Origin of the sequence: Kosakonia sp. BYX6, from assembly GCF_038449125.1 — a bacterium.
GTDB classification, from domain to species: Bacteria; Pseudomonadota; Gammaproteobacteria; order Enterobacterales; family Enterobacteriaceae; genus Kosakonia; species Kosakonia calanthes.
Window position 1 is genome coordinate 845,117 of sequence record NZ_CP151800.1, and the last position, 14,872, is coordinate 859,988.

The following is a 14,872-nucleotide window of genomic DNA, read 5'->3' on the forward strand; positions in this document are numbered from 1 at the left end:
TTGCTAAAATAGTTAAGGGGAAATGATATTCCCCTTAACTAATACGTGTTTTTTAAGTATTTGCTGATTTATTCTGCAAGGAACAACTCAAGTAGCGAGTTCAGAAATAGCTTACCGTGCTCGGTTATCTGCCAATCGGCCTCATTCTCTGTCAGATAATTAAGCGCCAGTGCCTGGTTGATTTGCGGGCGAATTACACTTTCATCCAGCCCGGTATAGCGCGAAAATTCCGCGCGCGGTGCCGGTTCAAGCAGACGGAAACGGTTCATAAAGAATTCGAACGGTTTATCCTGCACTTGCACATCATGCTGTTTATCCAGATATTTTCCCTGCATATAGCCGCGTGGATGGCGGGTTTTTGCCGTGCGCAGAATACGCCCGTCCGGGAAAGTCACTTTGCCGTGCGCACCGCAGCCAATCCCAAGATAGTCGCCAAAGCGCCAGTAGTTGAGATTGTGCTGGCACTGAAAACCGGGTTTTGCATATGCCGAGGTTTCGTATTGCTGATACCCGGCGGCGGTAAGAATTTGATGGCCCTGCTCGAAGATATCCCACAGCGCATCGTCGTCTGGTAACACCGGCGGACGCGAGCCAAACAGAGTGTTAGGTTCGATGGTGAGTTGATACCAGGAAAGATGCGGCGGGTTCAGCGCAATCGCCTGGCGCAGATCGTCCAGCGCCTCTTCCAGCGATTGATCCGGCAGGCCGTGCATCAAATCGAGGTTGAAACTGCGCAGCCCAAGCCCGCTTGCCAGCCGCGCCGCGCGTTTGGCCTCTTCGGAGCCATGAATACGCCCGAGGCGCTGCAGTTTGGTTTCACTAAAGCTTTGTACGCCAATCGAAATGCGGTTCACGCCAGCGTGCTGGTAGTCAACAAAACGGTCGGCTTCCACGGTACCGGGGTTGGCTTCCATGGTGATTTCTGCGTCAGCAGCGAGCGGCAGACGCGCCCGCACGCCATCCAGCAGCGTTTGCATCGCCGGGCCGGAAAGCAGGCTCGGCGTTCCTCCACCAATAAAAATGGTCTTTACTTCACGTCCCTGCGCGTAAGCGACATCGGCATCCAGATCGGCCAACAGATGCTGAACATAGTCGTCATGCGGTACTTCTCCCTTCAACGCATGGGAATTGAAATCGCAGTACGGGCATTTCTGCACGCACCAGGGGATATGAATATAAAGGCTCAGAGGTGGCAAATTAGCCATTACGCATTGCTTCCAGTAACAGTTTCAACGCCTGCCCACGGTGGGAAATGGCGCTTTTTTCTTCGCGAGTCAGTTCCGCAGCGGTTTTGCCCTCGGAAGGGACAAAGAAAATCGGATCGTAGCCAAAGCCGCCGTCGCCAACCGGTTGCTGCGCGATAACGCCAGACCAGCGGCCATGGCACACCAGCGGCGTCGGATCATCAGCATGGCGCATATAAACCAGCACGCAATGGAACTGCGCCTGGCGCTGCGCATCCGGTACGTCTTTTAGAGTATGCAGCAGTTTTTCGAGGTTCTGTTGATCGCTGGCTTCAAGACCGGCATAACGCGCGGAGTAGATTCCCGGCGCGCCGCCCAGCGCGTCAACCGCCAGCCCGGAATCATCGGCAATTGCCGGTAAACCCGTGATTTGCGCGGCATGGCGGGCTTTAAGAATCGCGTTTTCGATAAAGGTCAGCCCGGTCTCTTCGGCGGACTCAACGCCCAATTCGGTTTGCGCGACGACATCAAGACCAAAATCATCGAGCAGCGAGGCAAGCTCGCGCACTTTACCGGCATTACCGGTGGCGAGGACAACTTTTTGCATAACGAATCCTAATTTATCAGCGCCGCGACGTCGGTCGGGATCTGTTGCGGATGAGAGATTTTAATTTGTTTGTGGCGGCCCAGTTCGCCTTTTTCAATCACGACCTGGCTTTTCGCGACGCGAAACTGTTTAGCGAGGAATTTCACCAGGTGTGCATTGGCCTGGCCGTCCACTGGCGGGGCGGTGATGGCGACTTTGAGTTCGTCGCCATGCAATCCGATGATGCTGTCCCGGCTGGCTTTCGGCTGAATATACAGCCGCAAAACCAGCCCGTCTTCACAGGTAACAACGGCACTCATAGTGCCATCCACAGCCCCGGCAGCAGCATATTGCCGGTGGATTGCAGCAGTTCCGCAACCCCCATATTGATAACGTACAGCAGCAACACCAGGATCATCGGCGAAAAATCGATACCGCCCATCGACGGCAGCAGATTGCGAATCGGGCGCAGCAGCGGTTCGGTAAGCTGCATTAAGACATATTCGACCGGGCTACGTCCCTGGCTGACCCAGCTCATGATCGCCATCACCAGCAGTACCCAAAAAATCATCAGACCGATGGTTTTAAGCAGGATAAGCAGCGCGGAAATCCAGATAATCGGCTGGAACGTCACCACCATAAACAGCACGATCGCTTTGATAAAGCTCAGTACAAAAGCCACCAGCAGCGAGGAGCTATCCAGCGGGCCCAACGGCGGAATAACACGGCGCAGCGGCCCGACAATCGGCTGTGTGGCTTTCACCACAAACTGCGAAAATGGGTTGTAAAAATCACAGCGTGCCCACTGCATCCAAACGCGCAACAGCAGAACCATGGTGTACAGTTCAATCACTGTTGAGAGCAGGAAAGTCAACGTCTTCATGGCGTTCCTCAGTTTTTCTTAATTTTTCGTGTAATCGCGCGCACCAAATATGGCTGTGCCAATGCGCACCATCGTACTGCCAGCCGCAATGGCGGCGGACATATCGTCCGTCATTCCCAACGACAGCGTATCCACCGTTGGATAGCGCGCTTTAAGCGCCTCAAATGCTACAGCCATTTGCCGTGCCACGGCAAACTGCCGTTGATAATCCGTTTCTGGCGCCGGGATCGCCATCAAACCACGCAGGCAAACACCCGGTAATTCAACAACCTGTGCCGCTAGCGCATCCAGCTCGCTAAGCGCAATACCGGACTTACTTTGTTCATCGCTGATGTTGATTTGAATCAGCATATTCAGCGGCGGCAGGTTTGCCGGGCGCTGCTCGCTAAGACGGCTGGCGATGCGCAAACGGTCGACCGTGTGGCACCAGTCGAAATTCTCCGCGACCAAACGGCTTTTGTTGGACTGCAAAGGGCCGATAAAGTGCCATTGCAGCCCAGTAACACCCGCTTGTTGAAAGTGATGAATTTTATCCACGCCTTCCTGCACATAGTTTTCACCAAATGCGCGTTGCCCGGCGTGGATAGCTTCTGCGACGGCGCTCGCAGGTTTGGTTTTACTCACTGCAAGTAAAGTCACTTCCTCTGAAGCACGGCCGCAACGCGTTGCTGCGGCTGAGATTTTGTCCCGGACCTGTGCCAGGTTATGTGCGATATCGTTCATGATTCCAGGATGGCGTAATGGATATAGAAGAAATAGTGGCGCTTAGTGTAAAGCATAATGTCTCGGATCTACACCTGTGCAGTGGTTGCCCGCCGCGCTGGCGACAACAGGGACGGCTGGAGCCTGCACCTTTTGATCTGCCTGATATTGAGGCGCTGATCGACGCGCAGCTCAATGCGCTACAGCAGCGCCAGTGGCGTGAACAGGGGCAGGTCGATTTCGCGTTGAGCACCGCTAGCGGCAGGCGGCTGCGCGCCGGGGCTTTTTCTCGTTATGGCGGGTCTTCGCTGGCGCTGCGTTTGCTGCCGCAAAGCTGTCCGTTACTGGAAGAGATCGATACCCCCGCCGCATTGCCGACGCTGCTTGGGCGGGAAAATGGGTTGATTCTGGTGACCGGCGCGACCGGCAGCGGCAAATCCACCACGCTGGCGGCGATGGTTCAGCACCTTAATCAGGCTTATGACGCCCATATTCTGACGCTGGAAGACCCGATCGAGTTTGTGCACACCAGCGCGCGCAGCCTGATCCAGCAGCGGGAAGTCGGCCAGCACTGCGCGTCTTTTGCCGATGGGCTGCGCGCGGCGCTGCGTGAAGATCCCGATGTGATTCTGTTGGGGGAACTTCGCGACAGCGAGACTATTCGCCTGGCGCTGACCGCCGCCGAAACCGGACATCTGGTGATGGCGACCTTGCATACGCGCGGTGCCGCGCAAGCCGTCGAGCGACTGGTGGATACCTTTCCGGCGCAAGAAAAAGACCCGGTGCGCAGCCAGTTAGCGGGGAGTTTGCAGGCGGTGCTGGCGCAAAAGCTGGAAGCGGACAAGCAGGGTGGGCGTGTGGCGCTGTTCGAATTGCTGATCAATACGCCTGCGGTGGCGAATTTAATCCGTGAAGGCAAGACGCATCAACTGCCCGGCGTGATGCAAACCGGGCAGCAAGTGGGGATGCAGACTTTTGCGCAAAGCCATCAACAGCGGGTGCTACAGGGCTGGCTTTAACTGATATTCAGCGAGTAGATCGCCGGTAGTGCGCCAGCGGTGGCGAGGATCTCCAGGCGGATGCTGTGCGCCATCAGCGCGGTATCCAGCCGGTGCTGGCAGACCGAGTGATGGTTATCGCATACTTCGGCCAGCAGTTGTTCGTCGGCCCACAGGCGGTAGTGCGTAATACAGTGCGGCGTCACCGCAAAGTAGTGGCCCATCTGAACCGACTCCATGGCGTTATCGAAGTCGTTGTCCTGCACCAACGTCAGCTGATGGATGGCCTGCGGCGCCGCCCAGCGCCAGACGATTTCCGGCTTGTCGTCATCGGCAGCGGGCGTCCAGGCGTTGGTTTGCTGCTCCGGGCGCAGGCGGCCATTAAGTACGTTTTGCGCACTCCATGCATTAAGCGGCGGATCGCAACGCAGGGCGGGCATCACTTGGTTCGGGTGGCGGCGCGGCAGCCAGAAGTCGAACTCGTCCACGCCATAATCACCGTCGGCGACCTGGCGAGTATGTTTAGCGACGCGGGCATTCAGGCTATTAAACACCGTCATCACGCCGGGCAGATGGGTGTCGGTGAGCGCGATATCGACGCCATCCTGCGCATCAAAGGCGATAAACACATACTGGTCGCGTTCGCTTTGCCAGCTAAACGACACAATGTGATCCGCTTCGCCAGAGACCTGTACGACGCACTCGTCGTAGCGGTAATCCGGGGTGAAGTTCCCGGCTCGCGCACTGCCGAGCAGGCTGATGGTCAGCGGTTGCGGTTTTTTGGCGCGCAGGCGCAGGGTGATCTCCGGCAAGTTCAGGCCTGCCTGCACTGGCAACAACAGCGCCATTCGTTCTGCCAGTGGCTGCCAGTTGCCGTTGGTGGCAAGCGTCGTCAGTTGATATTCGCTGCTGGCGCTGACCGTTGCGCCTTGCGCCGGATCGCTTAGCCAGTGGCGCGGAATGTAGCAGCCGTTAGCCTGTAATTGCTGTTGTAGCGTGCCGACATGCTCGCGTTGCGCCAGATCATGCGGGGTCAGATTTTGTGTTTTGCACAGCGCGGCGGCACGCCCGACCACTTCGCCGAGCAGCCCGCAGGTGCACATCACACGGGCGCTGCCGAAAGCCACATGCGAGGCGGAAATCAGCCGTCCGGTGAGGAGCAGGTTGTCCAGTGAGCGGCTATAAAGGCTGCGAAACGGGATGGTGTAAGTGCCTTTACTGTGAAACTGGCGACAGCCGTCGTGGGTGCTGTAAACCCCATCGGCCGGGTGTAAATCGATCGACCAGCCGCCGTAGGCCACAGCATCGTAATGATCGCGCTGTTCCACAATATCCTGCTGGCACAGCAGATGATCGCCAAGAAAACGGCGGCTCTCGCGTTTGCCCGGAATGGCGCCGACCCATTCAATGGTCATATTGGCGGCTTCGGGGAATTCACCCGAGTTTTTAATGTGATCCCAAACGCCCCAAACGATTTTCCACAGTTCCCATTTGATCTCTTCGCTTTCATGCACCGTATCGAGACGGCCACCCCATTCCAGCCACCATAAATCGCAGCCATTTAACGTCGAGGTCAGGCGCTTATAACGCGGGATGTCGGTAATGTTTTTTAAGGCGAAAGAGGGCGGAACGAAATTCACCGGCCCGGCGGTTTGTTTGGTGTAGAAATAAATGGAATGGCCCAGTTTATGGCCGAAGTTGTCGCCGGGCGCCATCTTCTCACCCAGTTCTTCCGCCTCTTCCGCGCCTTCGCGATATTCAGCCCCCGCCAGATAACCGAGCACACCATCGCCGGTGGCATCGCAAAACTGTTCGGCGCTAACGGTGTAGAAAGTTTCGTTGATCGGGTTAAAGGCGGTGACTTGCGTGATGGTTTGCCCGGTTTTTTCTACCTCGAACACGGCGGTATTTAGCAGTAATGTCAGCCCCGGCTGGCTTTTGGCGAGATCCAGTAGCACCAGGTCAAACATCACCGGATTGCCCTCCTTGTTGCGCCAGAGGTTCTCTTCCATGATTTCGCCCATGATGCCGCCTTCGCGCGCCCAGCGGTTATTGTTTCCCATATGCGATGTCGCGCCGTTCGCCCACAGGCGCACTTCGCTGGAGGCGTTACCGCCCAGCACGGGCCTGTCCTGAATCAGCACCACCTGCAAACCGTCGCGCGCGGCCGCCAGTGCGGCGCATAATCCCGCCAGCCCACCGCCTGCCACTAACAGATCGGCATGCAGATGTTGTGTCGGAAAGGCTCTGGCATCGGTTTGGGGAAAGATTTTCATAACCTTGTATCCTTCTTTACTGGCGGTAAAATCGATTTTTCGAGCAACTAAAAAGCGAACCCTGCTATGTCTTCACAACCGAACCAAAGCCTGATTGACGGTATTCGCTGCCTGCAATACCTGGTGTCCAGCGACCGCGCCATTGGCTGTCGCGAACTGGCACGCCTGATGGGCATCAACACAACCCGCGTAAACCGGTTACTGATGACCATGGCATCTATCGGTCTGACCATGCAGGACGCACAGCGGCGTTATCTTCCAGGGCCGGGGATTCACGCGCTGGCGGCGCAGGCCATTCGCGGTTCGGCGCTGTTCTCGCAAGCCCTGCCCCTGCTGGAGCGCCACGCCCCCAAAGATATCGTGGTGGCGATGGGCGTGCTCTGGGAGGATCAGGTGATCTACATCTATCACTCTGAACCCGGCAGCCAGGTCAGCCAGGCGCTGGCCGGTTTTCATATGCTCCCGGCCTGGCAGTCGGTCATCGGCATGTCGCTACTGGCGGCTGAAAGCGATGAAGCACTGCAAAAGCGCTTTAACGACGAGCAGTGGAAACTCCTCGGCCCGCACGTTGCCCAGCAGCGCGAACGGGGCCATGTGGTCTGGCATCATGACGACGGCGAAGTGTCGATGGCGAAACCGTTGGGTGCGCATTCCGCCGCGCTCGCGTTTGCCGGAATGTGGCACGTTGACGATACGGTGGTGGAAACCCGTCTTCAGGCACTGCACTCATTGGTCAAACGCCTGACAGAAAAACCCTGACACGCGCTTCGCGTTGCTTCTTATGTTTCTTTTATAGAAACAACAATGAGAATGCAAAAAGCGAGTGTGGAAACTGTGAGAACGATCGGCAGAAAGCCGCGGAGGGGTCGCGGCTTTAAGTTTGCAAGAAGGGAGTGCGGAGCGCTGAGCGCAGGATTAGGGGTGCAGTTCGAAGTAGCTTTCGAGAATGATCACCGCTGAGGCGGAGTCCACTCTGCCTTTATCGAGCGCGCGAAAACCGCCGCGTTCAAACAACCCGGCGCGGGCTTCAACGGTGCTTAAGCGCTCATCATGCAAGGTGACCAGTACGCCAAAACGGCCATGAATTTTATTGGCGAATTTACGCGCGCGAGCGGTTAGCGGTTGTTCAGTGCCGTCCATATTCAGTGGCAAGCCGACAATCACCGAATCCGGCTGCCACTCTTTTAACAACTTTTCGATAAGTTTCCAGTCCGGTGTGCCGTCTTGCGCTCTGAGCGCATTCAGCGCGCGCGCCGTGCCAGTGATGCGCTGCCCAATGGCAACGCCGATACTTTTTGTACCGAAATCAAACGCTAATAAGGTTCCGCTCATCAGGCGTGCCCCGCGACACCCGGCATCGTCGAAATATCGATGCCGATAAGTTTTGCCGCTTCACGCCAGCGATCGGCGATGGGGGTTTTAAAGAGAATATTGAGATCCGCAGGCGCGGTGAGCCAGGCGTTGTCGAGGATTTCTTGTTCCAACTGGCCCTTTTCCCATGATGCATAACCCAGCGCGACCATCACTTCGCTTGGCTGTTCAGCAGTGCCCAGCGTTTCCAGCACATCACGCGAGGTGGTGATGACAGTGTTATCCGACACGCGAATACTGGAGGAGAAACCGCCGGGCGGGGTATGCAAAATAAAGCCGCGATCTTCAGCTAACGGGCCGCCGAGCAACACCGGTTTGTCCAGACGGATTGCAGGATCCCGTTCGGTTGGCTGGATTTTGAGTTTTTCCAGAACGCCGTCAACTGTCAGGTTTTCCAGCGGCTTATTAATGATAAGCCCCATTGCCCCTTCGTCGTTGTACTCGCAAATATAAACAACAGAACGCCGAAAGAGGGGATCCTGAAGCGCAGGCATGGCAATAAGAAAGTGATGCTGTAAATTCATTGTCAGAGGTTCTGTTTCCTGGTTCAAAAAAGCGACAACCTAGTATGGGTGGAAAGCGGGATGCTGTCACTACCAAAGCTGGCAGGGAGCGGGTTCCTTCCCGCCCCGCGCGCTGGCGTTATTTCCCCAGGCGTTTTTCGATGGCGTCCATTAACATCCCGGTGATTGAGATCGGGAATTGCGCTTCGATCTCACGTACACAGGTCGGGCTGGTGACGTTAATTTCCGTCAGGCGATCGCCGATGATATCCAGGCCAACAAAAATCAGCCCTTTGGCTTTCAGCACCGGGGCGACTTTTCGGGCAATTGCCCAATCGCTTTCGCTCAGCGGACGCGGTTCACCGCGACCACCCGCAGCCAGGTTGCCACGGGTTTCGCCACCCTGAGGAATGCGCGCCAGGCAGTACGGCACTGGTTCGCCATCCACCACCAGCACGCGTTTGTCGCCGTCTTTAATCGCCGGTAAGTAGTTCTGCGCCATGCAGTAGCGGTTGCCGAGATCGGTCAGCGTTTCAGTGATAACCGACAAGTTAGGATCGCCTTCTTTCACGCGGAAAATCGAGGTGCCGCCCATGCCATCCAGCGGCTTGAGGATAATATCGGTGTGTTTCTGCCAGAAGGCTTTCAGCTTCGCTTTGTCGCGCGTGACCAAGGTTTCCGGGGTCAATTCGGGGAACCAGGCGGTAAATAATTTCTCGTTACAGTCGCGCAGGCTTTGCGGTTTGTTGACGATCAAGGTGCCTTTTTCTTCTGCACGCTCAAGGATATAGGTCGCGTAGATATATTCGGTATCGAACGGTGGATCTTTACGCATCAGCACGGTATCCAGATCGGCGAGGGCAATATCCTGCTCGCTGCCAAACTCATACCATTTGTCGTAGTTTTGCTCGACGGACAGGGTGCGCGTACGGGCGCGGGCTTCGCCGTTGATCAAATAGAGATCCGCCATCTCCATATAGTGCAGCTCATAGCCGCGGCGCTGTGCTTCCAGCAGCATGGCGAAGCTGGTGTCTTTTTTGATGTTAATGTCCGCGATGGGATCCATCACGATGCCGAGCTTGATCATTCTGCTTCTCCTTTCAACCCAGGTCGCCAAAGCGAACCTGAAGCGCGGTGATGGCGGTAAGCGCCGTTGTTTCTGTGCGTAGCACGCGGGGTCCTAACAAAATATCCGTGAACTGGTAACGCGCGGTCATGGCGATCTCATCGGCAGTTAACCCGCCTTCCGGGCCAATCAGCAGGCGCACACGCTCGACCGGTAGCGGTAAGGTGTTGATGCTCTGGCTGGCGCGTGGATGCAGGTTCAGTTTCAACCCTGTCTCTTCTTCAGCACACCAGGCTTCGAGATCCATCGCCGGGCGAATTTCTGGGACACGGTTGCGTCCGCACTGTTCACACGCGGCAATCGCAATTTTTTGCCACTGTTGCAGCTTCTTGTTCAGGCGTTCAGCATCCAGTTTAACGCCGCAGCGCTCAGAAAAAAGTGGCGTAATGAGGCTTACACCAAGCTCGATCGATTTCTGGATAGTGAATTCCATTTTTTCGCCGCGCGACATCACCTGGCCCAGATGAATATGCAGCGGTGATTCACGATCGTCCATTTCGTTGCTGAGAATTTTGACCCGAACGCTTTTCTTATCCGCGTGGGTGATTTCGGCGTCAAATACCTGATTAGAACCATCGAACAGTTGAATTGCCTGTCCCTGGCCCATACGCAACACGCGTCCGACATGGTTGGCTGCATCATCGCTGAGCGCGATTTCATTGCCCGGCTGGATAAATTCTGGATGGTGGATGCGGGGAATGCGCATGTTTTTATGAATCCGCTTAGGTTACAGCCCCGGCTGGCGGGGCGGACTTTAACAATTGCGCTAGTGTAGGTTAGCTCTTTCGCGCCATGCAAGCGCGCTGAACATAGGGGTTGTGGTTACCCTGAACGTTGGCAATACGCACGTCGCGTTTGCACTCCCAATCCGTTACTGGGTAGAGCTTGTCCCAGGCGGTAAAAAGTTGTGTTTGCTGGCGCGAAAGATTGAGCTGGTATTGGTCGCGCATATAGAAATAGGTGCGGGCAATTGCGCCGCGCGCGCGAACCGGCGGTTCAGCCAGTTTCGCTTTGAAATCCACTTTCATGGCGCATTGACCATATTGACCTTCGCCACCGTTCCACTGGCCGTACATAAAGTTGCCGCGATCGCCATTCACTTCGCCGACGGCGGGTTGCAGGTTATGCATATCGCTTTCAATTTTACGGTAAACGGGATCTTTGGCGCATTTCTTCCGGCCTCCATCTTGCCAGCACTGGCGCAGGTGACCGAACTGCCAGGCGGGCACAACATGTTCCCACTCAATACGGCTGGCGCGGTTCTCATTTTTTCGCACCTGGTAGCCGCAAGACGCGAGATCAACGACGCCTTTTTTGCCCTGCCAGTGAATTTTGCAGCCGCAATAAAAATCACCGGGTACATCTGCGTTCACTTTCACACCGGCGTTTTTGGCTTGGGCGAAACTGTGAATACCGTCGGAGGCCAGCGCCGGAACGGCCACCAGCGCGAGTAAAAGTGAGATAAAACGAAACATGGCGAACTCCCTGTAAAAAAGAGTTCGCAACGTAGCGGAAGGTGTTGCCTGATGCAATCAGTTAGCGCAGAAAACTTCTTAATGGATTCAGTTAATCGAGTCGGAGACCAGTGGTTCGCCGCAGTGAACACAGCGGTAAATCGCCTCGCCTCGCAGCACGCGGTTGTGTCTACGCACCGTCAGTTGATGTTGCTGACATTTACAGCGGTATGGGAACGTACTGCGCCGCACAGATTCCAGTTCGAACTGATGGGTTCGGCGTGCCGGCACGCCAAGCACGCTTTCCATCATCCATTTCCACTCTTTCCCGTGGGGTGCCACGCGGCCAAAGTGCTTCCAAACCAGCAGATGCGCCAGCTCATGCGGGACCACTTCTTCGATAAAGGCTTGCTGATTTTCCAGCAGTAACACCGGGTTCAACCGGATTTCGTAATCCGCCAGCCAGGCTGTGCCTGCGGCGGTACCGCGCTGTTGATAGACCAGTTTAGGCTCGGGGTAGTTTCGCCCCAGTTTTTGGTTCGCATGGGCGAGTTTATCCCGTAGGCAACGCATGACAGCTTGCTGAAGGGCGATAGGAAGGCGGGACGTTTTCATAGTTGCAGAGAATAGGATGGGCGAAGCGTGAGTGCAACAGACAAAAAGGCTTCCTCCGCAGAGGAAGCCTGAAGGTCAGGTCTTAGTTATGGGAACCAATTTCACGCAGTGGACGGCCGCGCATCAGGTTGCGCTCGATATGCTCCAGCGAAACATGTTTGGTTTCCGGCACCAGCCACAGCGTCAGTACGATGAACAGCAGGTTCAGGCCGCCATAGACCCAGAAGGTATTGGCGTTACCCAGCGTGTTCAGCATAGTGAGGAAGGTTGCACCGACGATCATGTTGGCAATCCAGTTGGTCGCAGTGGAGCAGGTGATACCAAAATCGCGGCCTTTCAGCGGCTGGATTTCAGAACAGAGTACCCAAATCAGCGGACCGGCGCTCATGGCGAAGCCAACGATAAACATCAGAAGCATGGCTACGGCGAAGTACTGCGCCGACGGCGAATGAATGCCCAGATGCAGCATCGTACCGAGAATCCCCATGCCGACGGCCATGACCAGGAAGCCCAGCACCAGCGTTGGTTTACGCCCCCAGCGATCCACCAAACCAATCGCAATAAAGGTTGCCAGCACGTTGGTCAGACCGACGATTACGGTGCCCCACATTTGCTCGGTGGTGTTGGTGTAACCCGCCAGTTCAAAGATTTTTGGCGCGTAATACATGATGACGTTCATGCCGGTGAACTGCTGCATGACTTGCAACAGTACGCCGAGGAACACCGCGCGGCGGAAGTTGCTGTTTTCTTTGAACAGCGCCCAGCCGGTCTGTTTCACTTGCAGGCTTTCTCGAATCTCTTCCAGCTCGTTTTTCGCTTCCGCGCTGGTGTCACGCAGGCGTAACAGCACGCGTTCGGCGTCGTGGAAACGCCGTTTTGCAGCGAACCAGCGCGGGCTGTCCGGCAGGAAGAACACGCCGATCAGCAGTAAAATCGCCGGAATAATGATGACGCCAAGCATCCAGCGCCACGCGCCGCTGTAACTGAACGCGGTATCGGAAAGGTACGCGCCGAGAATACCGATGGTGATCATCAACTGATACATGGAAATCATACTGCCGCGGATTTTTTCCGGCGCGATTTCAGAGAGATAAAGCGGTGCGGTATAGGAAGCGACACCTACCGCCAGGCCGAGCAGAATGCGGGAAAGAATCAGCACTTCTACGTTGGGTGCCGCAGCGGAACAGAGCGAACCCGCCACAAATAGGATGGCACCGATCATCAGGCTTTTTTTACGCCCCAGACGCCAGGAGAGCCAGCCACTGCCCACGGCACCGACGGCTGCACCAAACATCATGGAACTAACAACCCACTCCTGTGTGTGCGAACTAATTTGAAAATCTTCTGTGATGAAGGGCAATGCGCCCGCAATCACCCCAATATCCAGGCCAAAAAGCAACCCTGCCAGTGCAGCGAGGAAACATACAAAAAAGGTCATCGCCTTGTTTGAATGCTTCTGTTTTTTATTGTCAGGCATTATGCCCTCCATTCATGTCATTGGTTTTTACGAGGTAAAAGGTAGGCCACTCATAAGCAAAAATACGTGACTAACGTCACATGAGTGTAATCGGTTACATTACGAAATCACTGCCAATGTAAATAAAAGTGTTAAATATTATAGAATTATTGACAATAAAAGGTGAGCGGAATAACGAAGTTTCAGACTAAACCGAAACGTAATGTAACAATCATGACGCGTCCGTTTTTCAACAAGAAAAAGATGAAATTTCAATGAAACTGACTGATGTAATCGTTTTCAGATAAATTACAAACAGGCAAAGTCAGTATAGCCATGGAAAGGAAACGTGGCGGCAGGACGTGGTTTAAAACGAAAAAAGGCCAGCACAAGGCTGGCCTTAAAAGCGGGTCTGTCAGCGAATTATTTCAGGCCGGCAGCATCACGCAGCAGTGCGGCTTTGTCGGTTTTTTCCCATGGGAAAGTTTCGCGACCAAAGTGGCCGTATGCGGCGGTTTGTTTGTAGATTGGGTGCAACAGATCCAGCATCTGAATCAGGCCGTACGGACGCAGGTCGAAGAACTCGCGAACCAGCAGTGTCAGCTGTTCAGTTGCGATTTTCTCGGTACCGAAGGTTTCCACCATGATGGAGGTCGGTTCTGCAACGCCGATAGCGTAGGAAACCTGGATTTCACAACGGTCAGCAAGCCCGGCAGCAACAATGTTTTTCGCCACATAACGTGCGGCGTATGCTGCGGAACGGTCAACTTTTGATGGATCTTTACCGGAAAATGCGCCGCCACCGTGACGGGCCATGCCGCCATAGGTATCAACGATAATCTTACGGCCGGTCAGACCACAGTCACCCATTGGGCCACCAATAACGAAACGGCCAGTCGGGTTGATAAAGAATTTGGTGGACGCGTTCAGCCATTCGGTCGGCAGAATCGGCTTGATGATCTCTTCCATCACTGCTTCTTGCAGGGATTTCTGATCAATATCTTCCGAATGCTGCGTGGAAAGCACCACTGCGTCGATGCCGACGATTTTGCCGTCGTCATACTGGAAAGTGACCTGGCTTTTTGCATCCGGGCGCAGCCATGGCAGCGTACCGTTTTTACGCACTTCAGCCTGACGCTCTACCAGACGGTGAGCATAGGTGATCGGTGCTGGCATCAGAACGTCGGTTTCGTTAGTCGCGTAGCCAAACATCAGGCCCTGGTCGCCCGCGCCCTGTTCCAGCGGATCGGCACGGTCAACGCCCTGGTTGATATCCGGAGATTGTTTGCCAATCGCGCTCAGTACCGCGCAAGAGTTGGCATCGAAGCCCATATCGGAATGCACATAGCCAATTTCACGCACAGTGTTGCGGGTGATCTCTTCGATATCAACCCACGCGCTGGTGGTGATTTCGCCGCCGACCAGAACCATGCCGGTTTTGACGTACGTTTCACAGGCGACACGCGCTTTCGGATCCTGCTCGAGGATTGCGTCCAGCACAGCGTCAGAAATTTGGTCAGCGATTTTGTCAGGATGCCCTTCAGAGACGGACTCAGACGTAAAAAGGTGTTTTGCCATATTAAATTTTCACCCTGGAGTAATACGGTTAGCTCGAATTCTGTGTCCGGATGCCTTCGCGGTTGGCTACGCGCAGGTGACACAAGAAGTCTGAGTGTTAATCGGTCTGGACGGATTAACATCTGGATGGCTATTCTAGG

At 55.2% G+C, this 14,872-nt stretch carries 16 protein-coding genes; 2 read left to right on the top strand and 14 right to left on the bottom strand.

What is annotated here, in order from left to right:
• Positions 1-68: 68 nt before the first annotated feature.
• From hemW to AAEY27_RS03995, 5 genes are read right to left on the bottom strand one after another with little or no spacing between them, the layout of a single operon-like run.
• Positions 69-1,205, bottom strand: a complete 1,137-nt coding sequence (hemW, locus tag AAEY27_RS03975) for a radical SAM family heme chaperone HemW (RefSeq protein ID WP_342323624.1) — start codon at positions 1,203-1,205, stop codon at positions 69-71.
• Positions 1,198-1,791, bottom strand: coding sequence for an XTP/dITP diphosphatase (locus AAEY27_RS03980; protein ID WP_342323625.1), 594 nt, complete (start codon positions 1,789-1,791; stop codon positions 1,198-1,200). The genes hemW and AAEY27_RS03980 overlap by 8 nt, the downstream gene beginning before the upstream one ends.
• A gap of 8 nt (positions 1,792-1,799) precedes the next feature.
• Positions 1,800-2,090: a DUF167 family protein YggU gene (gene yggU, locus AAEY27_RS03985; RefSeq protein ID WP_342323626.1), complete on the bottom strand. Its 291-nt coding sequence runs from the start codon at positions 2,088-2,090 to the stop codon at positions 1,800-1,802.
• Positions 2,087-2,653 (bottom strand): YggT family protein, encoded by a 567-nt coding sequence (locus AAEY27_RS03990; RefSeq protein ID WP_342323627.1) that lies wholly within the window; start codon positions 2,651-2,653, stop codon positions 2,087-2,089. The genes yggU and AAEY27_RS03990 overlap by 4 nt, the downstream gene beginning before the upstream one ends.
• A gap of 18 nt (positions 2,654-2,671) precedes the next feature.
• Entirely contained in the window at positions 2,672-3,376 is a 705-nt protein-coding gene (locus AAEY27_RS03995) for a YggS family pyridoxal phosphate-dependent enzyme (RefSeq protein ID WP_342323628.1), read from the bottom strand.
• A gap of 17 nt (positions 3,377-3,393) precedes the next feature.
• On the opposite strand from AAEY27_RS03995, the gene AAEY27_RS04000 reads away from it, so the two are divergent.
• Positions 3,394-4,374, top strand: a complete 981-nt coding sequence (locus tag AAEY27_RS04000) for a type IV pilus twitching motility protein PilT (protein WP_342323629.1) — start codon at positions 3,394-3,396, stop codon at positions 4,372-4,374.
• Here AAEY27_RS04000 and AAEY27_RS04005 read toward each other — a convergent pair.
• Complete coding sequence (locus tag AAEY27_RS04005) at positions 4,371-6,629, bottom strand: FAD-dependent oxidoreductase (protein WP_342323630.1); 2,259 nt, start codon at positions 6,627-6,629, stop codon at positions 4,371-4,373. The genes AAEY27_RS04000 and AAEY27_RS04005 overlap by 4 nt on opposite strands.
• 66 nt (positions 6,630-6,695) lie before the next feature.
• Here AAEY27_RS04005 and AAEY27_RS04010 point away from each other — a divergent pair, with 66 nt between their 5' ends.
• The gene (locus AAEY27_RS04010) at positions 6,696-7,388 is read left to right on the top strand and encodes an IclR family transcriptional regulator domain-containing protein (protein WP_342323631.1); all 693 of its coding nucleotides are present in this window, start codon (positions 6,696-6,698) and stop codon (positions 7,386-7,388) included.
• A 156-nt stretch (positions 7,389-7,544) separates the two neighbouring features.
• On the opposite strand, the gene ruvX is transcribed toward AAEY27_RS04010, so the two are convergent.
• The 8 genes from ruvX to metK all read right to left on the bottom strand — a co-directional run bounded on the left by ruvX (position 7,545) and on the right by metK (position 14,732).
• The gene (gene ruvX, locus AAEY27_RS04015; protein WP_342323632.1) at positions 7,545-7,961 is read right to left on the bottom strand and encodes a Holliday junction resolvase RuvX; all 417 of its coding nucleotides are present in this window, start codon (positions 7,959-7,961) and stop codon (positions 7,545-7,547) included.
• Complete coding sequence (locus AAEY27_RS04020) at positions 7,961-8,524, bottom strand: YqgE/AlgH family protein (protein WP_342323633.1); 564 nt, start codon at positions 8,522-8,524, stop codon at positions 7,961-7,963. Before AAEY27_RS04020 ends, ruvX begins: the two co-directional genes overlap by 1 nt.
• A 118-nt stretch (positions 8,525-8,642) precedes the next feature.
• Complete coding sequence (gshB, locus tag AAEY27_RS04025; RefSeq protein ID WP_342323634.1) at positions 8,643-9,590, bottom strand: glutathione synthase; 948 nt, start codon at positions 9,588-9,590, stop codon at positions 8,643-8,645.
• Positions 9,591-9,603: 13 nt separating this feature from the next.
• On the bottom strand, positions 9,604-10,335 hold the full coding sequence (rsmE, locus tag AAEY27_RS04030; protein ID WP_342323635.1) for a 16S rRNA (uracil(1498)-N(3))-methyltransferase: 732 nt from the start codon (positions 10,333-10,335) through the stop codon (positions 9,604-9,606).
• A gap of 70 nt (positions 10,336-10,405) precedes the next feature.
• The gene (endA, locus tag AAEY27_RS04035) at positions 10,406-11,104 is read right to left on the bottom strand and encodes a deoxyribonuclease I (RefSeq protein ID WP_342323636.1); all 699 of its coding nucleotides are present in this window, start codon (positions 11,102-11,104) and stop codon (positions 10,406-10,408) included.
• An 87-nt stretch (positions 11,105-11,191) separates the two neighbouring features.
• Positions 11,192-11,698 (bottom strand): SprT family zinc-dependent metalloprotease, encoded by a 507-nt coding sequence (locus tag AAEY27_RS04040; protein ID WP_342323637.1) that lies wholly within the window; start codon positions 11,696-11,698, stop codon positions 11,192-11,194.
• An 82-nt stretch (positions 11,699-11,780) separates the two neighbouring features.
• Positions 11,781-13,175 (bottom strand): sugar porter family MFS transporter, encoded by a 1,395-nt coding sequence (locus AAEY27_RS04045; RefSeq protein WP_342323638.1) that lies wholly within the window; start codon positions 13,173-13,175, stop codon positions 11,781-11,783.
• Between the two features lie 402 nt (positions 13,176-13,577).
• Positions 13,578-14,732: a methionine adenosyltransferase gene (gene metK, locus AAEY27_RS04050; RefSeq protein ID WP_342323639.1), complete on the bottom strand. Its 1,155-nt coding sequence runs from the start codon at positions 14,730-14,732 to the stop codon at positions 13,578-13,580.
• Between the last annotated feature and the right edge of the window lie 140 nt (positions 14,733-14,872).

Excerpts from the sequence above, each read along its gene's own strand:
- AAEY27_RS04000 (WP_342323629.1), top strand. The coding sequence starts at position 3,394 with ATGGATATAGAAGAAATAGTGGCGCTTAGTGTAAAGCATAATGTCTCG.
- AAEY27_RS04045 (WP_342323638.1), bottom strand. The coding sequence starts at position 13,175 with ATGCCTGACAATAAAAAACAGAAGCATTCAAACAAGGCGATGACCTTT.
- AAEY27_RS04020 (WP_342323633.1), bottom strand. The coding sequence starts at position 8,524 with ATGAATTTACAGCATCACTTTCTTATTGCCATGCCTGCGCTTCAGGAT.
- AAEY27_RS03990 (WP_342323627.1), bottom strand. The coding sequence starts at position 2,653 with ATGAAGACGTTGACTTTCCTGCTCTCAACAGTGATTGAACTGTACACC.
- AAEY27_RS03980 (WP_342323625.1), bottom strand. The coding sequence starts at position 1,791 with ATGCAAAAAGTTGTCCTCGCCACCGGTAATGCCGGTAAAGTGCGCGAG.
- gshB (WP_342323634.1), bottom strand. The coding sequence starts at position 9,590 with ATGATCAAGCTCGGCATCGTGATGGATCCCATCGCGGACATTAACATC.
- AAEY27_RS04005 (WP_342323630.1), bottom strand. The coding sequence starts at position 6,629 with ATGAAAATCTTTCCCCAAACCGATGCCAGAGCCTTTCCGACACAACAT.
- AAEY27_RS04040 (WP_342323637.1), bottom strand. The coding sequence starts at position 11,698 with ATGAAAACGTCCCGCCTTCCTATCGCCCTTCAGCAAGCTGTCATGCGT.
- metK (WP_342323639.1), bottom strand. The coding sequence starts at position 14,732 with ATGGCAAAACACCTTTTTACGTCTGAGTCCGTCTCTGAAGGGCATCCT.
- hemW (WP_342323624.1), bottom strand. The coding sequence starts at position 1,205 with ATGGCTAATTTGCCACCTCTGAGCCTTTATATTCATATCCCCTGGTGC.
- yggU (WP_342323626.1), bottom strand. The coding sequence starts at position 2,090 with ATGAGTGCCGTTGTTACCTGTGAAGACGGGCTGGTTTTGCGGCTGTAT.
- endA (WP_342323636.1), bottom strand. The coding sequence starts at position 11,104 with ATGTTTCGTTTTATCTCACTTTTACTCGCGCTGGTGGCCGTTCCGGCG.
- AAEY27_RS04010 (WP_342323631.1), top strand. The coding sequence starts at position 6,696 with ATGTCTTCACAACCGAACCAAAGCCTGATTGACGGTATTCGCTGCCTG.
- rsmE (WP_342323635.1), bottom strand. The coding sequence starts at position 10,335 with ATGCGCATTCCCCGCATCCACCATCCAGAATTTATCCAGCCGGGCAAT.
- ruvX (WP_342323632.1), bottom strand. The coding sequence starts at position 7,961 with ATGAGCGGAACCTTATTAGCGTTTGATTTCGGTACAAAAAGTATCGGC.
- AAEY27_RS03995 (WP_342323628.1), bottom strand. The coding sequence starts at position 3,376 with ATGAACGATATCGCACATAACCTGGCACAGGTCCGGGACAAAATCTCA.